The organism is Pseudomonas sp. (assembly GCF_046581935.1).
GTDB lineage: Bacteria > Pseudomonadota > Gammaproteobacteria > Pseudomonadales > Pseudomonadaceae > Aquipseudomonas.
In genome coordinates this window covers 177,775-197,550 of sequence record NZ_JAYGFK010000017.1, presented here as the reverse complement: position 1 = coordinate 197,550, position 19,776 = coordinate 177,775, and the positions used below count along the sequence as shown (strand labels likewise).

Sequence of the window (19,776 nt, the reverse complement as noted above, 5' to 3'; positions counted from 1 at the left end):
ATGCTGATAATCTTGCGACTAGCAGTCTTACCTCACAAGCACCCACACGAATTGCTTGATTCAGTTGTTAAAGAGCGGTTGGTTAAGCCTTTCGTCTCAACCGAGGCGCGCATTCTACAGCAGCCTCATCTTCCGTCAAGTGATTTCGAAAATTTCTTTTCAAACTCAACCACTTGCGCTTTCGATCAACTTCTAGCTTCTCGTCAGCGGGAGGCGAATTCTACAGCATTTCAAACCGCTGTCAACTGCCTCTTTTACCGCTTTCGATCAACTCGACCGAAACACCTACAGGACCAAACCACCGCCCTGCCAGCCCAGCGCATTCTACACAGCTTTCACTGCTTCGCAACCCCTCTTTTAAATCTAACTTCTTGTTTTATAAGAACTTTAAGGAGTCGCATACGCCTGAAGAGCTGCGCATTATAGGGACAATGAAACGCAGGTCAAACGGTTGCTATGCTTTTGTTGCAATAACCACCAACACCCAGGCCGCCAACCCCAGAACCGCGTCGCCTGCAGAAACGACAAAGCCGTTGAAGCTGAAGCTTCAACGGCTTTGTCGAACCAACCACGAACTAACTAGACACCCTTAACGCGACGCAAGCGCAGCAGATATTGGATAGGCCCAGAGGCGGCATACGCCAAGAATATGATCAGAAGAATACGTGGTGGATCACTGAACACTACAGCGAACACCAGCACCACCGCCAGAATCGCTACAAAAGGCACGCGCCCTTTCAGATCAAGATCTTTAAAGCTGTTGTACTTGATATTACTGACCATGAGCATGCCCGCTGCCGCGACCAAGATTGCCACAGCAAAGGCCATATTCGAGCCCTTAATACCAAAATCACTAAAGGCCCACACTGTACCAGCCACCACACCCGCCGCTGCCGGACTGGCCAGCCCAATAAAGTAGCGTTTGTCAGTACTGCCAATCTGCGTATTGAAGCGAGCCAGGCGCAATGCAGCTCCCGCTACGTAAATGAAGGCCACCATCCAGCCAACCTTCCCCATACTCCCCAGCGCCCACTCAAACGCAAGCAGAGCTGGAGCCACACCGAAGGCGACCATATCGGAGAGTGAATCGTACTCGGCACCAAAAGCGCTCTGGGTATTGGTCAGGCGCGCAACGCGCCCGTCAAGCCCATCCAGCACCATGGCAACAAACACGGCAGCGGCCGACACATAGAAGTTGCCGTTCATGGCATTGATGATGGCGTAGAAGCCAGCAAACAAGTTCGCCGTAGTAAACAGGTTGGGTAAAAGGTAAATGCCACGATGACGGACCTTACGTCCTTCGGCGTCATGCCCCTCTTCTATATGCTCATCGACTGGCAACAAACTTTCGGCGTCGACGGGAGACTGCGGCTCATCTGGACGTTCATTCATGAACAACACCTTGCAACGGATTTGGAAAATTTCGACAAGCGCTAGCACCAACGGTTCATGGCAGCGCCCATGCAACACCCTGGCTTTATACCAGAAGCGCTGCCGCACAATGAAAAAACGCGGCCTAGGCCGCGTTTTTTTCTTACGTCACAAAACCTTAGTTCTTGGCTTTGTCGACGATTTTGTTGGCACCGATCCACGGCATCATGGAGCGCAGTTGCTCGCCGATGATCTCGATACCGTGAGCAGCGTTGTTACGACGCTTAGCAGTCATCGAAGGATAGCCAGTAGCGCCTTCGCCGATGAACATCTTGGCGTATTCGCCGTCCTGAATGCGCTTCAGAGCGTTACGCATGGCCTGACGGGACTCGGCGTTGATGACTTCCGGCCCGGTCACGTACTCGCCGTATTCAGCGTTGTTAGAGATCGAATAGTTCATGTTGGCGATACCGCCTTCATACATGAGGTCAACGATCAGCTTCAGCTCGTGCAAGCACTCAAAGTAGGCCATTTCTGGCGCGTAGCCTGCTTCAACCAGAGTTTCGAAGCCTGCTTTAACCAGCTCAACGGTCCCGCCGCACAGTACAGCTTGCTCGCCGAACAGGTCAGTTTCAGTTTCGTCTTTGAAGGTGGTCTCGATGATACCGGTACGGCCACCGCCAACGCCCGAAGCATAGGACAACGCAACGTTCTTGGCGTTGCCAGAAGCATCCTGATAGATAGCGATCAGGTCAGGAATGCCACCGCCTTTGACGAACTCGGTACGCACTGTGTGGCCTGGAGCCTTCGGCGCGATCATGATCACGTCAAGGTCGGTACGCGGCACAACCTGGTTGTAGTGAATAGCGAAGCCGTGCGAGAAGGCCAGAGTAGCGCCCTTCTTAATATTCGGCTCGATTTCGTTCTTGTACAGCTGGGACTGGAACTCGTCCGGAGTCAGGATCATCACCAGGTCAGCACCGGCAACTGCAGTAGCCACGTCAGCTACTTTCAGACCATGAGCTTCAGCCTTGGCAACGGTGGCCGAGCCTTTACGCAGGCCAACAGTCACGTCAACACCAGAGTCTTTCAAGTTGCACGCTTGAGCATGGCCCTGGGAACCGTAGCCAATGATGGCAACTTTCTTACCTTGGATGATCGAGAGGTCACAGTCTTTGTCGTAATAAACTTTCATGTTCTGGCTCTTTTAATCGAAAAGGGATGGGGTGCAAGCACCGCGACGAAGACACCTTAAGTGATTCGCCCCATTGCGTAAAATGATATATTTGCAACACAACATGCCGATATTTGAAATAATCATGGATAGCCATACTCTCAAACTTTTCCTATCGCTGGCCGACAACTTGCATTTCGGCAAAACCAGCCGCGAGCAACACGTCAGCCCCTCCGCACTTAGTCGAAGCATCAAACAACTTGAGGACGAACTCGGTACACCACTATTTCTACGGGACAACCGATCAGTTCGTTTGACCCGCGAGGGAAACCAGTTCCGCGAGTATGCAAAAGAGGTCATAAGCGGCTGGCAAGCCATACGCCAAACCTTCAAACAAGACCAACTGATCCTACAGGGTGATCTTTCGCTATATTGCTCGGTAACAGCCAGCTACAGCTTCCTGTACGACATCTTGAGCAACTTCCGCCAGAACTACCCACGAATTGAAATGAAGCTGCACACAGGCGACGCGGCTAAAGCCGTGGATCGAATACAAGAAGGCCTGGAAGATCTCGCAATCGGCGCACGCCCCGACAGCCTGCCTGCCGGTGTCGAGTTCCAACCGATTGCACGCTCTGCACTTTGCTTTATCGGCCCGCTATCACCCCAGCTATTAACTGAAGAGCAGCTGAAAAAACCTAACGCTGCTAATTGGCGGGATGTGCCAATGATTCTTTCGGAAGAAGGTCTCGCCCGGACCCGCACTGATCGCTGGCTGAAGAGCCACAACATCAAACCGCGAATTTATGCACAAGTCAGCGGCAATGAGGCCATCGTCAGCATGGTCAGCCTAGGATTTGGTATTGGCGTCGTTCCGCAAATCGTACTCGACAATAGCCCGCTGTCCGCACGTATACGCACCTACGATATCCAGCCACCACTAACCGCCTACGATATTGGTCTGTTTGCCCTAGAGAAGCGCCTTAAAGAGCCACTGATCAATGCCTTCTGGAACCGCCAACGCTAAAAAACGGCGAAAAAAAGCCCCGCTAATGCGGGGCTTTTTCATGCAACTCAATCAGACACTTAGTACCTTGTCACCACGAGCAATACCGGTGACACCACTGCGTACGGTTTCCAAGATTGATGCTGTGCCGACGGCCTGAATAAAGCTGTCCAGCTTGTCGCTCGTGCCGGCCAACTGAATGGTGTAAACGCTACTGGTTACATCGACTATCTGCCCACGGAAGATGTCGGTGGTGCGCTTGACCTCTGCACGCTGAGCGCCAGTGGCCTTGACCTTGACCAACATCAACTCGCGCTCGACGTGAGCGCTTTCCGACAGGTCAACCAACTTGACCACCTCGACCAGCTTGTTGAGGTTTTTGGTGATCTGCTCGATGACTTCATCATGGCCAACAGTGGTCAACGTCAGACGCGACAGAGTCGGGTCTTCAGTCGGCGCCACAGTCAGACTTTCGATGTTGTAGTTGCGCTGCGAGAACAGACCCACCACACGGGACAATGCGCCTGGCTCGTTTTCCAGCAACAGGGAAATAATGTGTCGCATGATTAGGTACGCTCCGTCTTGCTCAGCCACATGTCGCGCATAGCACCGTCTTTGATTTGCATCGGGTAGACGTGCTCACTGGTATCAACCTGGATGTCGAGGAACACCAGACGGTCTTTCAAGGCAAACGCCTCTTCCATCTTCGGTTTCAGATCTTTCAGGTCGGTGATGCGCATGCCGACATGACCATAGGCCTCGGCCAGCTTGACGAAGTCCGGCAACGATTCCATGTAGGAATGCGAGTGGCGGCTCCCGTAGTTCATGTCCTGCCATTGGCGCACCATACCGAGAGCACCGTTGTTCAGGTTGACGATTTTCACCGGCAGACCGTACTGCAGGCAGGTCGACAGCTCCTGGATATTCATCTGGATGCTGCCTTCACCCGTTACGCAGGCAACCTCATCATCCGGGAAGCTCAACTTAACCCCCATAGCGGCAGGAAAGCCAAAACCCATGGTGCCCAGACCGCCAGAGTTGATCCAACGATTCGGCTTGTTGAAACGGTAGTACTGCGCAGCAAACATCTGGTGCTGACCAACGTCAGAGGTCACAAAGGCATCGCCCTTGGTCACTTCGGACAACATCTCGATAACGGCCTGCGGCTTGATGATACTGCCGTCACCTTCGTTATAAGGGAACATGCGGCCACTGCCACGCCACTCTTCAATCTGCTTCCACCAGCTCGACAACGCATCTTGGTTTAGTTGTTCGCCAATTTCCTTGAGGATCGCAACCATCTCAGTCATCACGCTATCAACCGGGCCGACGATTGGAATATCGGCCTTGATGGTCTTGGAGATGGACGCTGGATCGATATCGATGTGGATAATCTTGGCATTCGGGCAGAATTTGCTCGCCCCATTGATTACGCGATCGTCGAAGCGTGCACCGACAGCCAGGATCACGTCAGCATGGTGCATTGCCAGGTTCGCGGTGTAGCTACCATGCATACCGAGCATGCCGAGGAACTGACGATCAGTACCTGGGTAACCACCCAAACCCATCAAGGTATTGGTGACCGGCAGGTTGAGCATCTGCGCGAGCTCGGTAAGCGGCGCAGCAGCACCGCCCATGATTACACCGCCACCGGAGTAGATGATCGGTCGCTTAGCCGTCAGCAGCAGCTCGGCTGCCTTACGGATCTGCCCGGAGTGACCACGCAAAGCTGGACTGTATGAACGCAGCTTGACCTTCTTCGGGTAGACGTACTCGAACTTTTCAGCCGGGTTGGTCATGTCCTTCGGAATATCCACGACCACCGGGCCTGGACGACCGGACTCAGCCAGATAGAAGGCCTTTTTCAAAACTTCCGGAATTTCCGAGGCATGCTTGATCATAAAGCTGTGCTTCACGATCGGACGAGAAATACCGATCATGTCGGTTTCCTGGAAGGCATCGGTACCGACCATATTGCTTGGCACCTGACCAGACAACACCACCATCGGAATCGAGTCCATGTAGGCAGTAGCAATACCGGTAATGGCATTGGTTGCACCAGGACCGGAGGTTACCAGCACCACACCGGCTTTACCGGTAGCGCGGGCATAACCATCCGCCATATGCGTTGCCGCTTGCTCGTGACGAACCAGGACGTGATGCACGGCCGGCTCTTTGAACAAGGCATCGTAGATATGCAGCAGAGCACCACCCGGGTACCCATAGATGTTTTTAACGCCTTCGTCACGCAAAAAGCGTACGACCATTTCAGCGCCGGATAAAAGCTCCACGTTGTTCACCTCTAAAACGCCAGAAAACCGCCCAACAATAAGGACGGCCTAAGATAGGTTTACTGCCAGCAGAGCATGAGCGACGGTGGTCGCTGACTACGTCAGCTACTACTGAGCAAGTATTGGGAAAGGCCCTTGGTGTTGCGGGATTTTCCCACCCAGCGCGAGGTAACGCGTTGCGGGTGTAACAGGTCGGCGCGGGTATGCACCTCATGTCTACTGAGCTAAAGCCTGCTTGCGGCGGACTCCACTACAGCGAACGTGGAATTGTTCGGATTCAGCGCCGCCAAGTCAAGTAATCCGTGATTGAATCTGCAATCTTCTGCTGTGACGCAGCGCAGGATGACGATTCGAGCATTTTGGTTATAGTAGTCAGCAGGTATCGCAGCTCAACATAAGGAAACAGCATGCGCCGCATGATGATCACCAGCAGCTTGCTGCTCGCCATGAGCGCTACCGCTATGGCCAGCCAAGTGTACAAATGGGTCGACGCCCAAGGCGTGACGCACTTCAGTGCGCAACCGCCGCAGGGACAAGAGGCGACCAGCGTCAATACAGCCGTATCGGCACCCAAGCCAAGCGCCAGCGAAGATAAGAAAGCAGCACCAACCTTTGAAAGCATTGCCGACCCGGAACAGGCCGCTATTAACGAGAAGGTAAAAAAGGAAGTGGCCGCCCAAGAGGCTGAGCGTAAGAAGTATTGTGCAGATGTACGCAGCAACCTTGCACAACTGCAGAACAACCCGCGCCTGCGCATGGAAGTTGATGGTGAGGTTCGCCGCTTGAGCGAAGACGAACGCCAGTCGCGTATCAGCAAAACACAAAAAGCGATTAGCGAAAACTGCAACTAAGCAGACTGGCGCGACTCAGCTCGCGCCAGCAATCAGCTGATCAAACTCACCCAGCAGCCTGATCAGCCCCTGCGCTTTTTTCATTTGCCCGCCGAACACCTGCTCTGCCATCGGCTGAATGCCCGAGACCGCTGGCAGCCCAGCATCTGACTCCAGCAGCTGTTTCATTCGCGGAAGAAATATCCACTGCAACCACTGCTCGAAGCTCAGCGTATCAACGCAGAACGGCTCCTGACTGGATAGCGCCTGGACAGTGGGCGCCTGCGCATCCCACCATCCTTGCACACGCAGTTCACGCTCTATCAGCAGTAACTGCTCCGCCACTAAAGGCACGCGAGCATCCATCAGAGATTAACTCGCGCCTGCTCACGCGCTTGTGCAGCGCCTGCCGCATCACCTTGACTCTCACGCGCCTGAGCGATCAGGTTCCATAGGCTAGCCTGCAATGCAGGGCGGCCACTGGCATAACTCAGTCCCCGACGGGCGAACTGTTCGGCCTGCGCTGAATCACCTTGCGCCAATCGCACCTCGGCCAAGCGGTAAAGCACCTGAGGCTCACGCGGCGCAATCCGCTGAGCACGCTCCAGGCTGGAAGCCGCACCATTGAGATCACCACCACCCTGCTGCTGTTGAGCGGTAGTCAGCAAGGCCAGCACAGGGCCATCTAACTGCTCATCCATGGCTAAGCCATTACTAGGAATACCGCTAGGAGCCGGCGCGGCATAGCTGCCCTGGGCAGCGGGCGGCGTAGCACTCCATGGCTGAGTGGCACTGCCGCTATCCAGCGGTGCATTGCCTGCGGGGAACGACTGAATCGGTGTTGAGCTAGCACCGCCAGGGACCATAACCACCACACCAGAATCTTCCGGCAATTCCTGACGCTGAGGTGTTTGCGCGCTATAACCGGCCTGATTGGAGGACTGCCCTGAGGAGATCGACGAACCGGCCTCAACAACGGGAATCGAACCACGCGGCACACTGCTACAACCAGCCAGCACCAAGGAAACTGTTACAGCTGGAATCAACCACTTATTCACGTCAAACCCTCTCACTTAATCCAACCAGCCGCGCACCCAATCCATCACTTCATTGACCGGCGCCTGAATACCACAGGCCGGGCCAGCAACAGGTTGGCTGCCGCGAATATAAGGCATCTGTATGGCATTCGGGCAGCTCGGGTCCGTGCCCTGCCCCGTATTAGCGTCAATCCAGGCTTGCACCACATTGTCCGGCACCGGCATATCCAGTGGCAGAGGATCAGCTTTGCGCATGAAATCCGTCCACACCTGTAGAGCACCCGTCGCCCCGGTCAACGGCGTCGGGCCGTTGTCATCACGTCCCAACCAGACCACGGCCAAAACATCCTGACTAAAACCAGCAAACCAGCTGTCGCGCGAATCGTTACTGGTACCGGTTTTACCGGCCAACGCCAGCGAGCGTGGCAACTGGTTGTATACCGAGCGACCGGTACCTTCTGACATCGTGCGCTTCATCGCGTTCTGCAGTAGATAGATCGCTCCACTGTCAAATCGCTGCTGTATCTGGAAGGGATAGCGTTTGAGCGGCTCGCCGTCGGCAGTCAACACATTGCGGATACTGCGCAAAGGCGTATTGAAGCCGCCATTGGCCAGGGTTTGGTACATGTTCGCCACATTCATCGGGCTCAGCCCACCAGCGCCCAGTAGCATCGACGGATACGCCGGCCACTCCTGATCGACACCCAAGCGCCTAAGCGTCTTCAACACTTCGGGCACCCCGACCTCCATGCCCAGCTTGGCGGTGGACAGGTTGTAGGAGTTAACCAGCCCCTGATACAGATAAATCGTACCGTGAGCCTTGCGGTCATAGTTCTGCGGACTCCACACCTGACCATCCGCTCCCTTGATGGAGAACGGCTGATCTTCAAGCATGCTGGTCAAGGTGTACTGGCTCGGACGTTCCAGAGCCGTTAGGTAGACCGCCGGCTTGATCAGCGAACCAATGGGCCGCACGGCATCCAGAGCCCGATTGAAGCCCGCAAAGCGCGGTTGACGACTGCCAATAACGGCCTGTACCTCACCATTTTCCGGACTGGTAACCACCATACCGGCCTCGACCTGATCAACACCATTGCGCCCGGACAAGCGTTTCAGGGTGTCAACCAAGGCGCTCTCGGCCTTGAGCTGTATGATTGGATCAAAACTGGTGAAAATACGCAGGCCTTCTTCAGTCAGGTCCTGTTCCTGGTAATCCTCGCGCAGCTGACGCTTGACCAGATCAAGGAAAGCCGGGAAAGAACTGTCCGCCAGCGTGCCGCGCTGTGTGATGCCCAGTGGTTTCTGTTTGGCAGCAGCGACCTCTTCGGCGCTGGCCACACCTTGTTCAGCCAACAAATCAAGCACCAGGTTGCGGCGCTCCAGGGCGCGTTCAGGATGACGACGCGGGTTGTAATAGGTCGGTCCCTTGACCATCCCCACCAGCAACGCCACCTGATCAAGCTTCAGCTCAGACAGCGGCTGGCTAAAGAAATACTGACTGGCCAGACCAAAGCCATGCACAGCACGCTGTCCGTCCTGACCGAGGAAGACCTCATTGAGATAGGCCTCAAGAATGTCTTTTTTCTCGTAATGCAATTCCAACAGCACAGCCATCATGGCTTCTGTGGCCTTACGAGTAAGGCTGCGCTCGTTGGTTAGATAGAAGTTCTTCACCAATTGCTGAGTCAGCGTGCTACCGCCCTGACGCAACTGGCCCGCTGTAGCATTGACCCATATGGCCCGTGCAATACCTTTCGGTGACACACCGAAGTGGCTGAAGAACTCCCGATCTTCAACTGCCACCAGGGTTTCCACCAGATAAGGCGGCACCTGATCAATCTTGATCAGTACGCGGTCTTCTTGGTGCGCGGGATACAGCCCACCAATCAACAGTGGCTCAAGCCGGGCAACCGCCAAGTTACCGCCACCAGCCTGAGTCAGTCCGGCAACATAGTCGCCAGAAAAACGCACGCGTACGCGCTGTGAAGGCTCGTTACTTTCGTAGAAATGGAACCCGCGCGAATACAGTTCGATGTTGTTACCTGCCACCGAAACGCCGCCAGGACCACTAACGGCACTCTCGCGACGATAGCCAAGAGCGTCTAGCTCTTTGAGGAAGTCATCCTTCGCCAGCTTCTGCCCAACGAACAGCTCCAGCGGCCGGGCATAGACCTTGGCAGGCACAGTCCAGCGCTTACCAGAGAATTTCTCCTGGACCACTGCATCGAGGTAAACCGCAAACACGGCGAGCACCACCAAACCAACCAAACTGAGCTTAATAGCCCAGCCCAACCAGGGGCGCATGCCGCCAGAGCGACGTTTAGAACGGGGACGGGAAGATCGGGTACGAGTCATGGCGCGGCATTATACGCACTTTGCCCACTTGCCAGCAGGTCATAGCGGCGGTTTGCAGACAGGCGTTGAGCAGCCATAATGGCCGCCTCTTATTAAGTACAACGCCAAGGATCGCCCGTGAGCCAAGCCCTGATCGCCGCACTGCAGAACCCGGCCCTCTACCCTCACCCGGTAGAACAGTTTCAGGTCATCGAAACCCATATTTCCTGGGTAATACTCACAGGCCCCTTTGCCTACAAGATTAAGAAACCGGTGAACTTCGGCTTTCTCGACTTCTCCGAACTGAGCGCCCGTGAGCACTTCTGCAAAGAAGAACTGCGCCTCAATCAGCGTCTGACTCAAGGCCTCTACCTGGAAGTACTACCGATCAGCGGTAGCATCGACGCACCGCAACTAAACGGCAGCGGCGAAGCCATCGAATACGCGCTGAAGATGCGCCAATTCCCGCAAAGCCAGCTACTCAGCGACGTGCAAGCGCGCGGCGAATTGAGCGAAGCGCATATCGATGCTCTGGCCAAGCAGATTGCTGATTTCCATACCATCACCCCGGCTGTAGCCGCTAGCCACCCTTTGTGCGCCCCCGAAGCGATCGTCGCGCCAATGCGGCAGAATTTCGAACAAATCCGCCCAATGCTCAAGGACGCGGCCGACCTACGGCAGCTTGAAGCTCTGGAGGCCTGGACCGAAGCCACCTACACACGCCTTGAACCACTGCTGGCCGCGCGCGCGAGCAATGGTTCGATCCGCGAATGCCACGGCGACATTCACCTCGGCAACGCCACGTTGCTGGATGAGCACGTCGTGTTGTTCGACTGCATTGAATTCAACGAGCCATTCCGCCTGATCGATATAGCCTCCGACGCCGCCTTCCTCGCCATGGACCTGGAAGACTGCGGACTCAAGGCGCACGCTTGGCGCTTCGTCAATGCCTGGCTGGAACACACCGGCGACTACACAGCACTGCAACTGCTGAATTTCTACAAAGCCTACCGCGCCCTAGTACGCGCCAAAGTTGCCCTATTCAGCCTCGCTCACCAAACAGATGCCGTGCAGAAGGCAGTAACCCTGCGCCAATACCGCAATTACGCCAACCTGGCAGAAAGCTACAGCGCCATTCCGTCTAGCTTCCTGGCCATCACTCACGGTGTTTCCGCCGTTGGCAAAAGCCACGTTGCCATGCGCCTGGTGGAAGCCCTTGGCGCAATCCGCTTGCGTTCGGATGTAGAGCGCAAACGTCTGTTCGGCGAACAGAAGGACGCCGACCTCGGCAAACTCAGCGCAGGTATCTATAGCCAAGACGCCAGTGCCGCCACCTACCAACGCCTACACCAACTTGCCGAAACCGCATTGCGTGCCGGCTTCCCGGTAGTCATTGATGCCACCTACCTGAAACAGGCACAACGCGAAGCAGCCAGCCAAGCAGCCGAGGCGTGCGGTGTACCGTTCCTTATTCTGCAGTGCAATGCACCCGACGCAGTGATCGCCAGCTGGCTAGAACAACGCAAGGCTGCCGGCACCGACGCGTCTGACGCCACAATGGACGTTGTGCACGAGCAGCAGGCTAAACGTGAAGCACTGAGTGACACCGAACTGCCCTACAGCACACGTGTAGACACCCACGAAAGCGCCAGCCTGGACAGCCTGATTGCCCGTATCCGCCAGCGCCTTCCCGAACTGTAATATCGAGCACACGGAAACTCACCCGCGGCGCAAGCAGAGTGCACCGCGGTCTCTATACTGAGGTTAAACCCTTAACGGAGATGGTCCATGAGCCAGCCCAAACAACTGGAAAGCCCTCTGTATGCACTCATACACAATGAGAAAGTCTCAACCTTCAATGCGCAAAAACCGCAAGACGGTGTTGTTGATCTAAGCAATGGCGATTTTCGCGGACTCGACCTGCGCGCGCTTGATGCGCAAGGCATCAACTTCACCAATGCCTACTTTCGCGGCGCTGATCTGCGTGGCCTTGATCTGCGCAACTCGCAACTAGAGGGCGCAAGCATCGCTCATGCACAAATTTCCGGTGCCTACTTCCCAGTTGAGCTAACAGCGGACGAAATCCTTATGTCAGTCAATTTCGGCACTCGCCTACGCTATAACACCCGCTGAGCGCAGCCGAGCTTTGACTATTGCCTGTTATCACTTACGAGCCTGATGGAGTGCTCCAACCACGGCGTTACGGCCCTGTAGCGATGACATGTAGCATGCACGATTGATCAACCAACAAGCACATCACCGAGGCGTCTGACAGCGGCACAGGCCAGTACAGATACAGGCTAACGCGATGGAGCTGGGCCACTCACTACAGCAACGGCTGGATTCATCAACCGCGGGGAAGCCAAACAACAACGCTTTCTCCGCTGAGCGCTACACTTTCAGGCAGAAGCGCCAGACTGGCTCATTCCACGCAACTGCCTAGCAGCGCAAGGAGGCTTGATGAACGATGAGCTGCAACACCTGAAGAACCTTGGTAAAACCTCGTCCCAGTGGCTACACGCAGTAGGCATTCACAGCGCCAATGACCTACGCCGACTGGGTGCGGTTGGTGCATACCGTGCGGTGCGTGCTCGTGGTTTCAGGGCCTCCAAGGTGCTGCTCTACGCGATTGAAGGGGCGCTATTGGATGTACACTGGAACGAGCTGCCACCCGGGCATAAAGCCGAGCTGAATGGCCAGCTTGATGAAAGTTCACACAGCAACAAGAGCTAGCTCACAACCTCTTAGGCTTTTGATTTACCTGCGACGTGCTGGCAACTATTGTTTCAGGGACGTTCGTGCGCTTTAGTATGCCCAGCCAGTTCAAGGAAATTCGCTAATGTATTTACTCGGGGAGCAACCGGCCTACGCCGATCAGCTAATCAACCGACTACAAAGCATCCCCACCCAGCTGCTCGACGGCCTTGCACCTGCGGGACCTGCGCTGCAACTGGAGCGTGCGGATGATCTAGCCAATGTACTGCCGGGCAATCAACTGTTCATCATTGAAAATGGCCTGTTGCATGCTGTAGTCGACGAGCGCCCGTTGTTTTATCTGCAGGAAGGTGACCTGGTTGGTCTGCGCCAAGGCCTGGATATGCCCAGCTGCCGCTATAGCAGCGAAGAACAACTGAGCCTGATCCCCTATTGGCGCAGCGACGTGTTCAAGCACATTTATGCCAGCGAACAGCGCCAGGAACTGTTCATCCAGTACCTGATCGGCCACACCGCTCTGCTATCCGACGCATTGGTACGCTTAAAACAGCCAGAAATTCGTCCATCCACAGGCTTCCAGCACTTTGCCGCCGGTGAGGAGCTGATCCATCAGGGCGATGTCGCCGATAACGTATTTATCATCATCGAAGGCCATGCAGAGGCCTATGTTGATGGCCACAAGGTCGGTGATGTGCAGAAAGATGAAATATTCGGGGCCATGGCGGTATTCACCCGCGAGAAGCGCAGTGCCACCGTACTGGCCAGCGAGCCTTGCACCGTCATGGTCATCCCCAAAGAGCAGTTCCTCAGCCTGATGCAGAGCAACCCACGGATTGCCCACAGCCTGATCGAGAGTATGGCCAAGCGTATCGACCTGATGAACAAGGAAATCACCCAACTGCGGCTGCCGGTCGACGCGTCCTGACACTCGTCTGCCGAGCAAACAACCCGACCTCGTGTCGGGTTGTTTTTTATGGGATGAAAAGCCTTATACAAGCTGAGTAAAAAAGTTTGCTTAAGGGTGTTGACTTGAAAATGAGAATTGTTATTATTATCGCAACTGATCGCGAGATCAGCCGATAAGCTTAAGAGACCTTCAGTCGGCCTCTTCAGATTATCTCCTCATCAGGCTAATCACGGTTATTGACCCGGCTCTTGCCGGGTCTTTTTTTGCCCATAGAAAAGTAACGCGCAACGGGTTACGACCTAGAAGACCTGGTTTTAATCGAATCACCCGCAGGAGGCGGAATATAGGCGTCAAGAGACGCCTAAGGTTGGCAGTCGGGCTAAGGGCGCAGTGTTGCGCAGTGATCCTGCTCAGGCTGCGCCGGGGTGTACCAAACGAAATCGGCTGACGCAGCGGTAATCTGGCTGTCGACCTCCGCCAAAATCAGCACCTGCAGGCCTTCTGCTGCGTGCAAATCCTGCAGATGCAGCGGTACGCCCAGCTCGCGGCGTACATGGAAGGCACCGGCAAACAGCAGGCTCGGCTCAGGCGCAGCGACCAGCGCTTCAGCTATGCGCCGGTCGCGTTGCTGCTGCACGGCGAGCATGGCAGGTAGCTGGCTTTCCGGCAGCAAGTTACAGTGCGACTGACGAATCTGCTTGAGCAACGCCTCGCGCACCGGTTGAGCGGTAGAAGCCTGACCTTGCAGCTGCGGCACCTGGCTATAGATCTGCATGATCTCGCGCCGTTCGAGGTTGGCCGCCAGCAACGGATAAGGCTGACGCAAAGCATGCTGCACCAGCGGCCCATACAGCGACCAGGCCCAGCCCGACTGCCAGGCCAGGGCATCGAGTATGTCCTGCGGCGCCTGCCCGGCAGCGATGGCAGCGCGCGTCTGATCGACCTTGATCTGCTGATCTGGCGTGAGCATCTCCAGTAGCAGGCTGCCCTGCGGGCGCTGCGCTGCCAGGGCCCGCAACAGCCAGAGCTGCAGCGCGTGGTGATCGGGATTGTCATGCTGCTCACCGACCAGCACCTTCGGCGCAACGGCCAGGCGCGCTAGCAACTGCGCCGGGCTCAGCTGCGCGCCAGTACGCAACTCGACAATCTGCCCCAGCTCGGCATGCTGCAAACCTTCCGGGCTTTGCCAGGCCGGTAAAGCAGGTAACGAAGCCTGGCAAGCACTTAACAGCGCGGCAACCAGCACTAACCCAATGCGCATAACTATGACCTTAGCGGGCAATGATTAACGGATGACCGCGCTCTGGATGCTGTTGTATCAACACCTCCAGCCCGAACACCTCCTGCAACGGCTCGGCGCGCAGCACCTGCTCGGGACTACCGAGCGCATGAGGGCGACCGTGCTCCAGCAGCAACAGGCGGTCGCAATAACGCGCGGCCAGATTCAGATCATGCAGGATCACCAGCACCGCCGCACCTTGCTCAACGAAGGTGCGCGTGGCCTGCAGCGTGGTGTGCTGATGCAGCGGATCGAGCATTGAGGTCGGCTCATCGAGCAGCAGCATCTGCCCCTCACCGCCCGGCCAGAGCTGCGCCAGCACTCGCGCCAGGTGTACACGCTGACGTTCGCCGCCGGATAACGCCAAGTAGCTGCGCCCCGCCAAGTGAAGCGCATCGGCCGCCTCCAGCGCCTGCTTGATGATCTGCGCATCTTTTAGCTGGCCGCTGGCATGGGGCAAACGGCCCATTGCCACCACTTCCTCAACACGAAAGGCAAAGTTCAACGTCGAGGTTTGCGGTAACACTGCCAGGCGCTGTGCCCGTTCGCTACCCGGCCAGTCCTGCAAACGTCGCTGATCCAGCCAGACATCGCCGTGGCTCGGCTGCAGTTCACCACACAAAGCACCCAGCAAGGTGCTCTTGCCGGCGCCATTGGGGCCCAGCACACCGAGCACTTCGCCAGGCTGCAACTCCAGGTTGATATCCGCCAAAACCGTGCACGGGCCGCGCTGTACTGCCAGATTTTCCGCGCGCAGCATCAGGTACGCCCTCGCAGTAACAGATAAAGGAAGAACGGCGCGCCAATCAGCGCCGTGACAATACCAATCGGTAACTCGGCCGGAGCCAATGCTAGCCGCGCTACCAGGTCCGCCAGCAGCAACAGACTGGCACCTGCCAAGGCCGAAGCCGGCAACAGCACGCGATGATCGGGCCCCACCAGCAGGCGCACCAGATGCGGCACCACCAAGCCGATAAAGCCGATCATCCCCGCCGCCGCCACCGCCGCGCCAACGCCAAGGGCGGTGCAAAACACCAACTCGGCCTTGACCCGCTCCACAGCAAAACCCAAGTGCCGCGCCTCGGACTCGCCCAACAGCAAGGCATTCAGCACCTTGGCCCGCCTTGGCAACCACAGCGCTACCCCCGCCGTGACCAGCAGCAATGGCCACAGGCGCGCGTAACTGGCGCCATTAAGACTGCCCAGGTTCCAGAACGTCAGAGTACGCAAGGTGGCGTCATCGGCTAGGTAGGTAAACAGGCCGATGGCCGCGCCGGCCAGAGCCGTCAGCGCGATACCGGCCAGGAGCATGGTCGCCACATTAGTTTCACCATCACGCCGGCCCAGGCGATAGACCAGCGCCGTCACGCCCAATCCACCGATAAAGGCGAACAACGACAATAGATAAGGTGCAAAGGCTTCCGGCAAACCACCGAGCGCAGCGCCGCCAACAATCGCAATCGCCGCCCCCAGGGCCGCGCCGCTGGATACGCCGATCAAGCCAGGATCGGCCAACGGGTTGCGAAACAGCCCCTGCATCGCCACCCCGCACAGCGCCAGCACCGCGCCGACCAGCAGCCCGAGCAAGGTGCGCGGCAGGCGGATCTGCCCGAGGATCAATTCGGCCTGGACCAGATCATCACCCGGTTGCGCCAGGCCAAGCAGACGCAGCGCTGCCTTGAGGGTGTCCAGCAGCGGCAAGCTGACCGGCCCCAGCGCCAGGGATAACCAAAGCGCGAGCGCCAGCAACAGGCTCAGTGCGATAAACAGTGAGCGCGGACGAATAACAGGATTCATGGCGTGGGCTTAGCTTCGGCGACCATAGGTTGGCTGGCAGGATAAAAGGCTGCGGACAAGGCCGCCAGCCCATCCGGCACACGCGGGCCGAGGCCACCGACCAGTAGCGTCGGGTCGAGCATCAGCAAACGTTGATTGCGCGCCGCCCGTGTCGCGGCCAGCGCCGGGTTTTGCTGCAACAGCGCCGCTCGCGCAGCCTCTCCCGCGAGGCTACGGTCGGCGATGATCACCACCTCGGGATCAAGCGCCAGCAAGGCCTCGGTAGAAAGCGCCTTGAAACCGCTATGGCTGGCTAAGTTGTGCCCGCCGGCGCGCTCGATCAACCAGTTGGCCGACGTGTCCTTACCGCCAACCATCGGGCTACCACCCGCATGCCCAAGCAACAGCAGCACTCCAGGGGCTGTCTGCTGACGCTGCGCAGCCACCAGCCAGTCAGCTTGCTGTTGCAAGCGCTGCTGATAGGCCGCAAAGGCCTGATCAGCGCGTTGCGGCTCGCCCAACAGGGTACCGATGCGCTGCAAGCTGGTTTGCAGGCTGGTCAAATCCGCCTTGGACGAGAGCATTTCCACCCGAACACCGGCGCTACGCAGCTGCGCCAGCACGGGTGGCGGCCCCATCTCCTCACTACCGATCAGCACATCCGGGCGCAGCGTCAGAATACCTTCGGCAGCCAGCTGACGTTGATAGCCGATGCTCGGCAATGCACGCAGCGACTGCGGATGCTGACTGGTGCTGTCCACACCCACCAGCCGACTTTCCCCGCCCAGCACCACCACCCACTCACTGAGCGAGCCACCCGCACTGATCCAGCGTTGCGGCAACGGCTCAGCGGCAAGCGTCGAGCCACAGAACAAGGCACTCGCACACAGGGCGAGCAAAGCATTAAGGCGTTTCATGATTGGCCTCTAGAAGAATGCGGCTGTCCTGAATGCCCTGCTGTTGCAGCAGCGCCATCAGGTCGAGAAATGCCGACAATGGCGCCTGACGATCCAGCGCCAGATCCAAGCCCGCTGCGTTGTCGGCGTTAAAAGCTGCGGTCAGTTCAGTACGTAGCGCGCTGAAATCCGCCTGCTGCGTGCCGTTAAGGCGCCAATCACCTTCGGCGGAAAGCTGTATTTGCATCCGCTCGCTGTTGCCGGCATTCGCCGTCGGCAGTGCTTCGCGGCTCTGCGGCAACTGCAAGGGCAGCTCCAGCAGCGGCGTTTGCGCAGTCAACAGAAAGAACACCAGCACGATAAAGATCACATCGAGCAGAGGCGTCAGATCGGGCAACAGATTGCTCTGGGAGCTGGTGGCGGCGGGCAGACGAATCACGGCAACACCCACTGGTTCGCCAGTGGGCTACCGGTCAGTTCCAGCTCCAGTCCGTCTAACGCCAGTTGGCAGCGATTAAGCAACGCCTGCACACCCTCCAGATAGCGCTCGGCCCACAAGGCAAAGCCCTGCCCCGCCGCCAGCGCCGGGATTGCAATCAGCAAGCCCCAAACCGTGGTGTACAGCGCCTGCCACAAACCATCGGCGAGCAACGCCGGGGTTGCCGGGCTGTTCTGCCCGGCGATATTGGCAAACATTTCCAGCATGCCCAGTACCGTCCCAAGCAGGCCAAGCATCGGCGCCAACATGCCAATCAGTTGCAGCAAGCGCAGTTGACGATTGAGACGCTGACGCTCCTCCAGCAGCCAACAACCCAGCAGTTCTTCACGCTGCCCGGCGGGCAGAGCACTATGTTTGAGCAACAACGCCAGGCCATAGCGCCAACCGCGCGCACGGCCTTTGCAGTGCTCACGCTCACAAGTACGACAAGCGCTCACCGCAGCACGCCCAGCAGCTTGACTCAGCGGCTGCAAGCCAATAAACAGCCAGAAACGCTCGAGAATCAGCGCCAACGCCAGCAGCGAACACAGTGCCAACGGCCAGCCCAGCGGCCCCATTGCACTCCACCACTGGTTCATTTCAGCACTCCAGCGCAGCAGCGCTTTCGGCCAGCGCGCGCCAATCCTCACGCTCAGCAATGCCCGGTTTGCGCGCACCAAACAGCTGCAGCACCAGCTCGCCATGGGCATCGAAGGCTTCCCAACTGGTGATCACGCCATCGCTGCTCGGTTTTCGCACCCGCCACAGCTCGGTCACGCCCGTGGTCTGTAGGTGCAGATTGAACTCGGGGTCGAGCACGTTGAACCAGGTATCCATCCAGCGCAAGTTTTTCACCGGCCCGGTATGAATCTGAATGCAGTGGCGATTGCCGACAAACACCATGATCGGCACTTCGCGCGCACCGGTCTGCTCCAGCAGTTTCGGCAGCTCGCGCACGTCCAGCTGCTCGGCCCATTCACTGCCAGCCAGTCGCAGCGCCTGAGTCCGTGTAGTGCCGTGCTTTTTCAGCAGGGCGAAGAAGTGATGGGTGTCCTTGAGAGTCGACCAACCCACGCGCAACGCATTCGCATCTATCTGGGCATCGGCCTGCGCGGGCTGCTCCTGGGGCAGCGGCATTAGCTCAAGCTCGGCGCTTTGCTCAGCCATACGGAACCGCTGCAGCAGTGGTCCCCAAGCATTTAGCTGGCTGTCATCGCTGAGGAATACTTTGTGCACCGCAGTGCCTTGGCGATCAAACACCTGAATGCTGCGCTGGGTGCCTTTGGTCGTTTGCTCCTCGATAGCAAATACACTGGCCCAACCGCCGAGGAACAGACGCAGGTCGATGTCGGCCGATACCACCAAACCCATCTGACCGTTCGCGGTTACTGTCACCTCGCGGTAATAGCCTCGGCGCTCGTGCACGCAATGCTCGTTACGCGTGAGTACCATGACATAACCCAACTCACCGAGCGCTGGCAGCAACTGCGCCCAGTCTGGCTGCAGACGCACAGCGTCGACATCGAGACGGCTGGCAACCAACTCGGCTTCGCTGACCGCCAGACGCTCGGCGGCATCCCGGGCACGCAGGCGTGGCTGCTCGCTGCGCAGCACCTGCCAAGCCAAGTACAGATCATTAGTGGGTGCAACGGACCGGGCCTGCGTACTCATGGAAAACTCCT

At 57.4% G+C, this 19,776-nt stretch carries 20 protein-coding genes; 6 read left to right on the top strand and 14 right to left on the bottom strand.

Features of this window, described 5'->3' with window-relative positions:
- Positions 1-579: 579 nt before the first annotated feature.
- Positions 580-1,392: a CDP-diacylglycerol--serine O-phosphatidyltransferase gene (gene pssA, locus VCA57_RS16160; RefSeq protein WP_411186102.1), complete on the bottom strand. Its 813-nt coding sequence runs from the start codon at positions 1,390-1,392 to the stop codon at positions 580-582.
- Between the two features lie 157 nt (positions 1,393-1,549).
- Positions 1,550-2,566 carry a ketol-acid reductoisomerase gene (gene ilvC / locus VCA57_RS16155; protein WP_411186101.1) on the bottom strand — a complete coding sequence of 339 codons (1,017 nt, stop codon included), beginning with the start codon at positions 2,564-2,566 and terminating at the stop codon, positions 1,550-1,552.
- A 124-nt stretch (positions 2,567-2,690) separates the two neighbouring features.
- Between ilvC and ilvY the strand changes: the two genes are divergently transcribed.
- A complete protein-coding gene (gene ilvY / locus VCA57_RS16150) occupies positions 2,691-3,572 on the top strand; it encodes an HTH-type transcriptional activator IlvY (protein ID WP_411186106.1) in 882 nt (293 codons plus the stop codon).
- A gap of 51 nt (positions 3,573-3,623) precedes the next feature.
- On the opposite strand, the gene ilvN is transcribed toward ilvY, so the two are convergent.
- Both ilvN and VCA57_RS16140 read right to left on the bottom strand, forming a co-directional pair.
- Positions 3,624-4,115, bottom strand: coding sequence for an acetolactate synthase small subunit (gene ilvN / locus VCA57_RS16145; protein ID WP_411186100.1), 492 nt, complete (start codon positions 4,113-4,115; stop codon positions 3,624-3,626).
- Between the two features lie 2 nt (positions 4,116-4,117).
- Positions 4,118-5,842: an acetolactate synthase 3 large subunit gene (locus VCA57_RS16140; RefSeq protein WP_411186099.1), complete on the bottom strand. Its 1,725-nt coding sequence runs from the start codon at positions 5,840-5,842 to the stop codon at positions 4,118-4,120.
- A gap of 407 nt (positions 5,843-6,249) precedes the next feature.
- Here VCA57_RS16140 and VCA57_RS16135 point away from each other — a divergent pair, with 407 nt between their 5' ends.
- On the top strand, positions 6,250-6,693 hold the full coding sequence (locus VCA57_RS16135; protein WP_411186098.1) for a DUF4124 domain-containing protein: 444 nt from the start codon (positions 6,250-6,252) through the stop codon (positions 6,691-6,693).
- A 15-nt stretch (positions 6,694-6,708) separates the two neighbouring features.
- Here the strand turns inward: VCA57_RS16135 and VCA57_RS16130 are convergent, their stop codons facing one another.
- Genes VCA57_RS16130 through mrcB form a run of 3 tightly spaced genes read right to left on the bottom strand, consistent with a single transcriptional unit; the run spans position 6,709 to position 10,064 of the window.
- The gene (locus tag VCA57_RS16130; protein WP_411186097.1) at positions 6,709-7,038 is read right to left on the bottom strand and encodes a YqcC family protein; all 330 of its coding nucleotides are present in this window, start codon (positions 7,036-7,038) and stop codon (positions 6,709-6,711) included.
- Complete coding sequence (locus tag VCA57_RS16125; protein ID WP_411186096.1) at positions 7,038-7,730, bottom strand: tetratricopeptide repeat protein; 693 nt, start codon at positions 7,728-7,730, stop codon at positions 7,038-7,040. Before VCA57_RS16125 ends, VCA57_RS16130 begins: the two co-directional genes overlap by 1 nt.
- Before the next feature lie 15 nt (positions 7,731-7,745).
- Positions 7,746-10,064 carry a penicillin-binding protein 1B gene (gene mrcB, locus VCA57_RS16120; protein ID WP_411186095.1) on the bottom strand — a complete coding sequence of 773 codons (2,319 nt, stop codon included), beginning with the start codon at positions 10,062-10,064 and terminating at the stop codon, positions 7,746-7,748.
- Positions 10,065-10,181: 117 nt separating this feature from the next.
- Between mrcB and VCA57_RS16115 the strand changes: the two genes are divergently transcribed.
- From VCA57_RS16115 to VCA57_RS16100, 4 genes are all read left to right on the top strand, one after another.
- Complete coding sequence (locus VCA57_RS16115) at positions 10,182-11,744, top strand: AAA family ATPase (protein WP_411186094.1); 1,563 nt, start codon at positions 10,182-10,184, stop codon at positions 11,742-11,744.
- A gap of 87 nt (positions 11,745-11,831) precedes the next feature.
- Complete coding sequence (locus VCA57_RS16110) at positions 11,832-12,176, top strand: pentapeptide repeat-containing protein (RefSeq protein WP_411186093.1); 345 nt, start codon at positions 11,832-11,834, stop codon at positions 12,174-12,176.
- A 327-nt stretch (positions 12,177-12,503) separates the two neighbouring features.
- Positions 12,504-12,776: a TfoX/Sxy family protein gene (locus VCA57_RS16105; protein WP_411186092.1), complete on the top strand. Its 273-nt coding sequence runs from the start codon at positions 12,504-12,506 to the stop codon at positions 12,774-12,776.
- A 106-nt stretch (positions 12,777-12,882) separates the two neighbouring features.
- Positions 12,883-13,683, top strand: a complete 801-nt coding sequence (locus VCA57_RS16100) for a Crp/Fnr family transcriptional regulator (RefSeq protein ID WP_411186091.1) — start codon at positions 12,883-12,885, stop codon at positions 13,681-13,683.
- A 361-nt stretch (positions 13,684-14,044) separates the two neighbouring features.
- Here the strand turns inward: VCA57_RS16100 and VCA57_RS16095 are convergent, their stop codons facing one another.
- From VCA57_RS16095 to VCA57_RS16065, 7 genes are read right to left on the bottom strand one after another with little or no spacing between them, the layout of a single operon-like run.
- On the bottom strand, positions 14,045-14,926 hold the full coding sequence (locus VCA57_RS16095) for a ChaN family lipoprotein (RefSeq protein ID WP_411186090.1): 882 nt from the start codon (positions 14,924-14,926) through the stop codon (positions 14,045-14,047).
- Between the two features lie 10 nt (positions 14,927-14,936).
- Positions 14,937-15,704: a heme ABC transporter ATP-binding protein gene (locus VCA57_RS16090; RefSeq protein WP_411186089.1), complete on the bottom strand. Its 768-nt coding sequence runs from the start codon at positions 15,702-15,704 to the stop codon at positions 14,937-14,939.
- Entirely contained in the window at positions 15,704-16,741 is a 1,038-nt protein-coding gene (locus VCA57_RS16085; RefSeq protein ID WP_411186088.1) for a FecCD family ABC transporter permease, read from the bottom strand. Before VCA57_RS16085 ends, VCA57_RS16090 begins: the two co-directional genes overlap by 1 nt.
- Positions 16,738-17,637, bottom strand: a complete 900-nt coding sequence (locus tag VCA57_RS16080; RefSeq protein WP_411186087.1) for a hemin ABC transporter substrate-binding protein — start codon at positions 17,635-17,637, stop codon at positions 16,738-16,740. The genes VCA57_RS16085 and VCA57_RS16080 overlap by 4 nt, the downstream gene beginning before the upstream one ends.
- Positions 17,624-18,055: an ExbD/TolR family protein gene (locus tag VCA57_RS16075; protein ID WP_411186086.1), complete on the bottom strand. Its 432-nt coding sequence runs from the start codon at positions 18,053-18,055 to the stop codon at positions 17,624-17,626. The genes VCA57_RS16080 and VCA57_RS16075 overlap by 14 nt, the downstream gene beginning before the upstream one ends.
- Entirely contained in the window at positions 18,052-18,693 is a 642-nt protein-coding gene (locus tag VCA57_RS16070) for a MotA/TolQ/ExbB proton channel family protein (RefSeq protein ID WP_411186085.1), read from the bottom strand. The genes VCA57_RS16075 and VCA57_RS16070 overlap by 4 nt, the downstream gene beginning before the upstream one ends.
- Before the next feature lies 1 nt (position 18,694).
- Entirely contained in the window at positions 18,695-19,765 is a 1,071-nt protein-coding gene (locus tag VCA57_RS16065) for a hemin-degrading factor (protein WP_411186084.1), read from the bottom strand.
- Positions 19,766-19,776: the final 11 nt, after the last annotated feature.

What these genes read in the sequence shown, in the direction of transcription:
- pssA (WP_411186102.1), bottom strand. Translation starts at nt 1,392, where the DNA reads ATGAATGAACGTCCAGATGAGCCGCAGTCTCCCGTCGACGCCGAAAGT.
- ilvC (WP_411186101.1), bottom strand. Translation starts at nt 2,566, where the DNA reads ATGAAAGTTTATTACGACAAAGACTGTGACCTCTCGATCATCCAAGGT.
- ilvY (WP_411186106.1), top strand. Translation starts at nt 2,691, where the DNA reads ATGGATAGCCATACTCTCAAACTTTTCCTATCGCTGGCCGACAACTTG.
- ilvN (WP_411186100.1), bottom strand. Translation starts at nt 4,115, where the DNA reads ATGCGACACATTATTTCCCTGTTGCTGGAAAACGAGCCAGGCGCATTG.
- VCA57_RS16135 (WP_411186098.1), top strand. Translation starts at nt 6,250, where the DNA reads ATGCGCCGCATGATGATCACCAGCAGCTTGCTGCTCGCCATGAGCGCT.
- VCA57_RS16130 (WP_411186097.1), bottom strand. Translation starts at nt 7,038, where the DNA reads ATGGATGCTCGCGTGCCTTTAGTGGCGGAGCAGTTACTGCTGATAGAG.
- mrcB (WP_411186095.1), bottom strand. Translation starts at nt 10,064, where the DNA reads ATGACTCGTACCCGATCTTCCCGTCCCCGTTCTAAACGTCGCTCTGGC.
- VCA57_RS16110 (WP_411186093.1), top strand. Translation starts at nt 11,832, where the DNA reads ATGAGCCAGCCCAAACAACTGGAAAGCCCTCTGTATGCACTCATACAC.
- VCA57_RS16105 (WP_411186092.1), top strand. Translation starts at nt 12,504, where the DNA reads ATGAACGATGAGCTGCAACACCTGAAGAACCTTGGTAAAACCTCGTCC.
- VCA57_RS16100 (WP_411186091.1), top strand. Translation starts at nt 12,883, where the DNA reads ATGTATTTACTCGGGGAGCAACCGGCCTACGCCGATCAGCTAATCAAC.
- VCA57_RS16095 (WP_411186090.1), bottom strand. Translation starts at nt 14,926, where the DNA reads ATGCGCATTGGGTTAGTGCTGGTTGCCGCGCTGTTAAGTGCTTGCCAG.
- VCA57_RS16090 (WP_411186089.1), bottom strand. Translation starts at nt 15,704, where the DNA reads ATGCTGCGCGCGGAAAATCTGGCAGTACAGCGCGGCCCGTGCACGGTT.
- VCA57_RS16085 (WP_411186088.1), bottom strand. Translation starts at nt 16,741, where the DNA reads ATGAATCCTGTTATTCGTCCGCGCTCACTGTTTATCGCACTGAGCCTG.
- VCA57_RS16080 (WP_411186087.1), bottom strand. Translation starts at nt 17,637, where the DNA reads ATGAAACGCCTTAATGCTTTGCTCGCCCTGTGTGCGAGTGCCTTGTTC.
- VCA57_RS16070 (WP_411186085.1), bottom strand. Translation starts at nt 18,693, where the DNA reads ATGAACCAGTGGTGGAGTGCAATGGGGCCGCTGGGCTGGCCGTTGGCA.
- VCA57_RS16065 (WP_411186084.1), bottom strand. Translation starts at nt 19,765, where the DNA reads ATGAGTACGCAGGCCCGGTCCGTTGCACCCACTAATGATCTGTACTTG.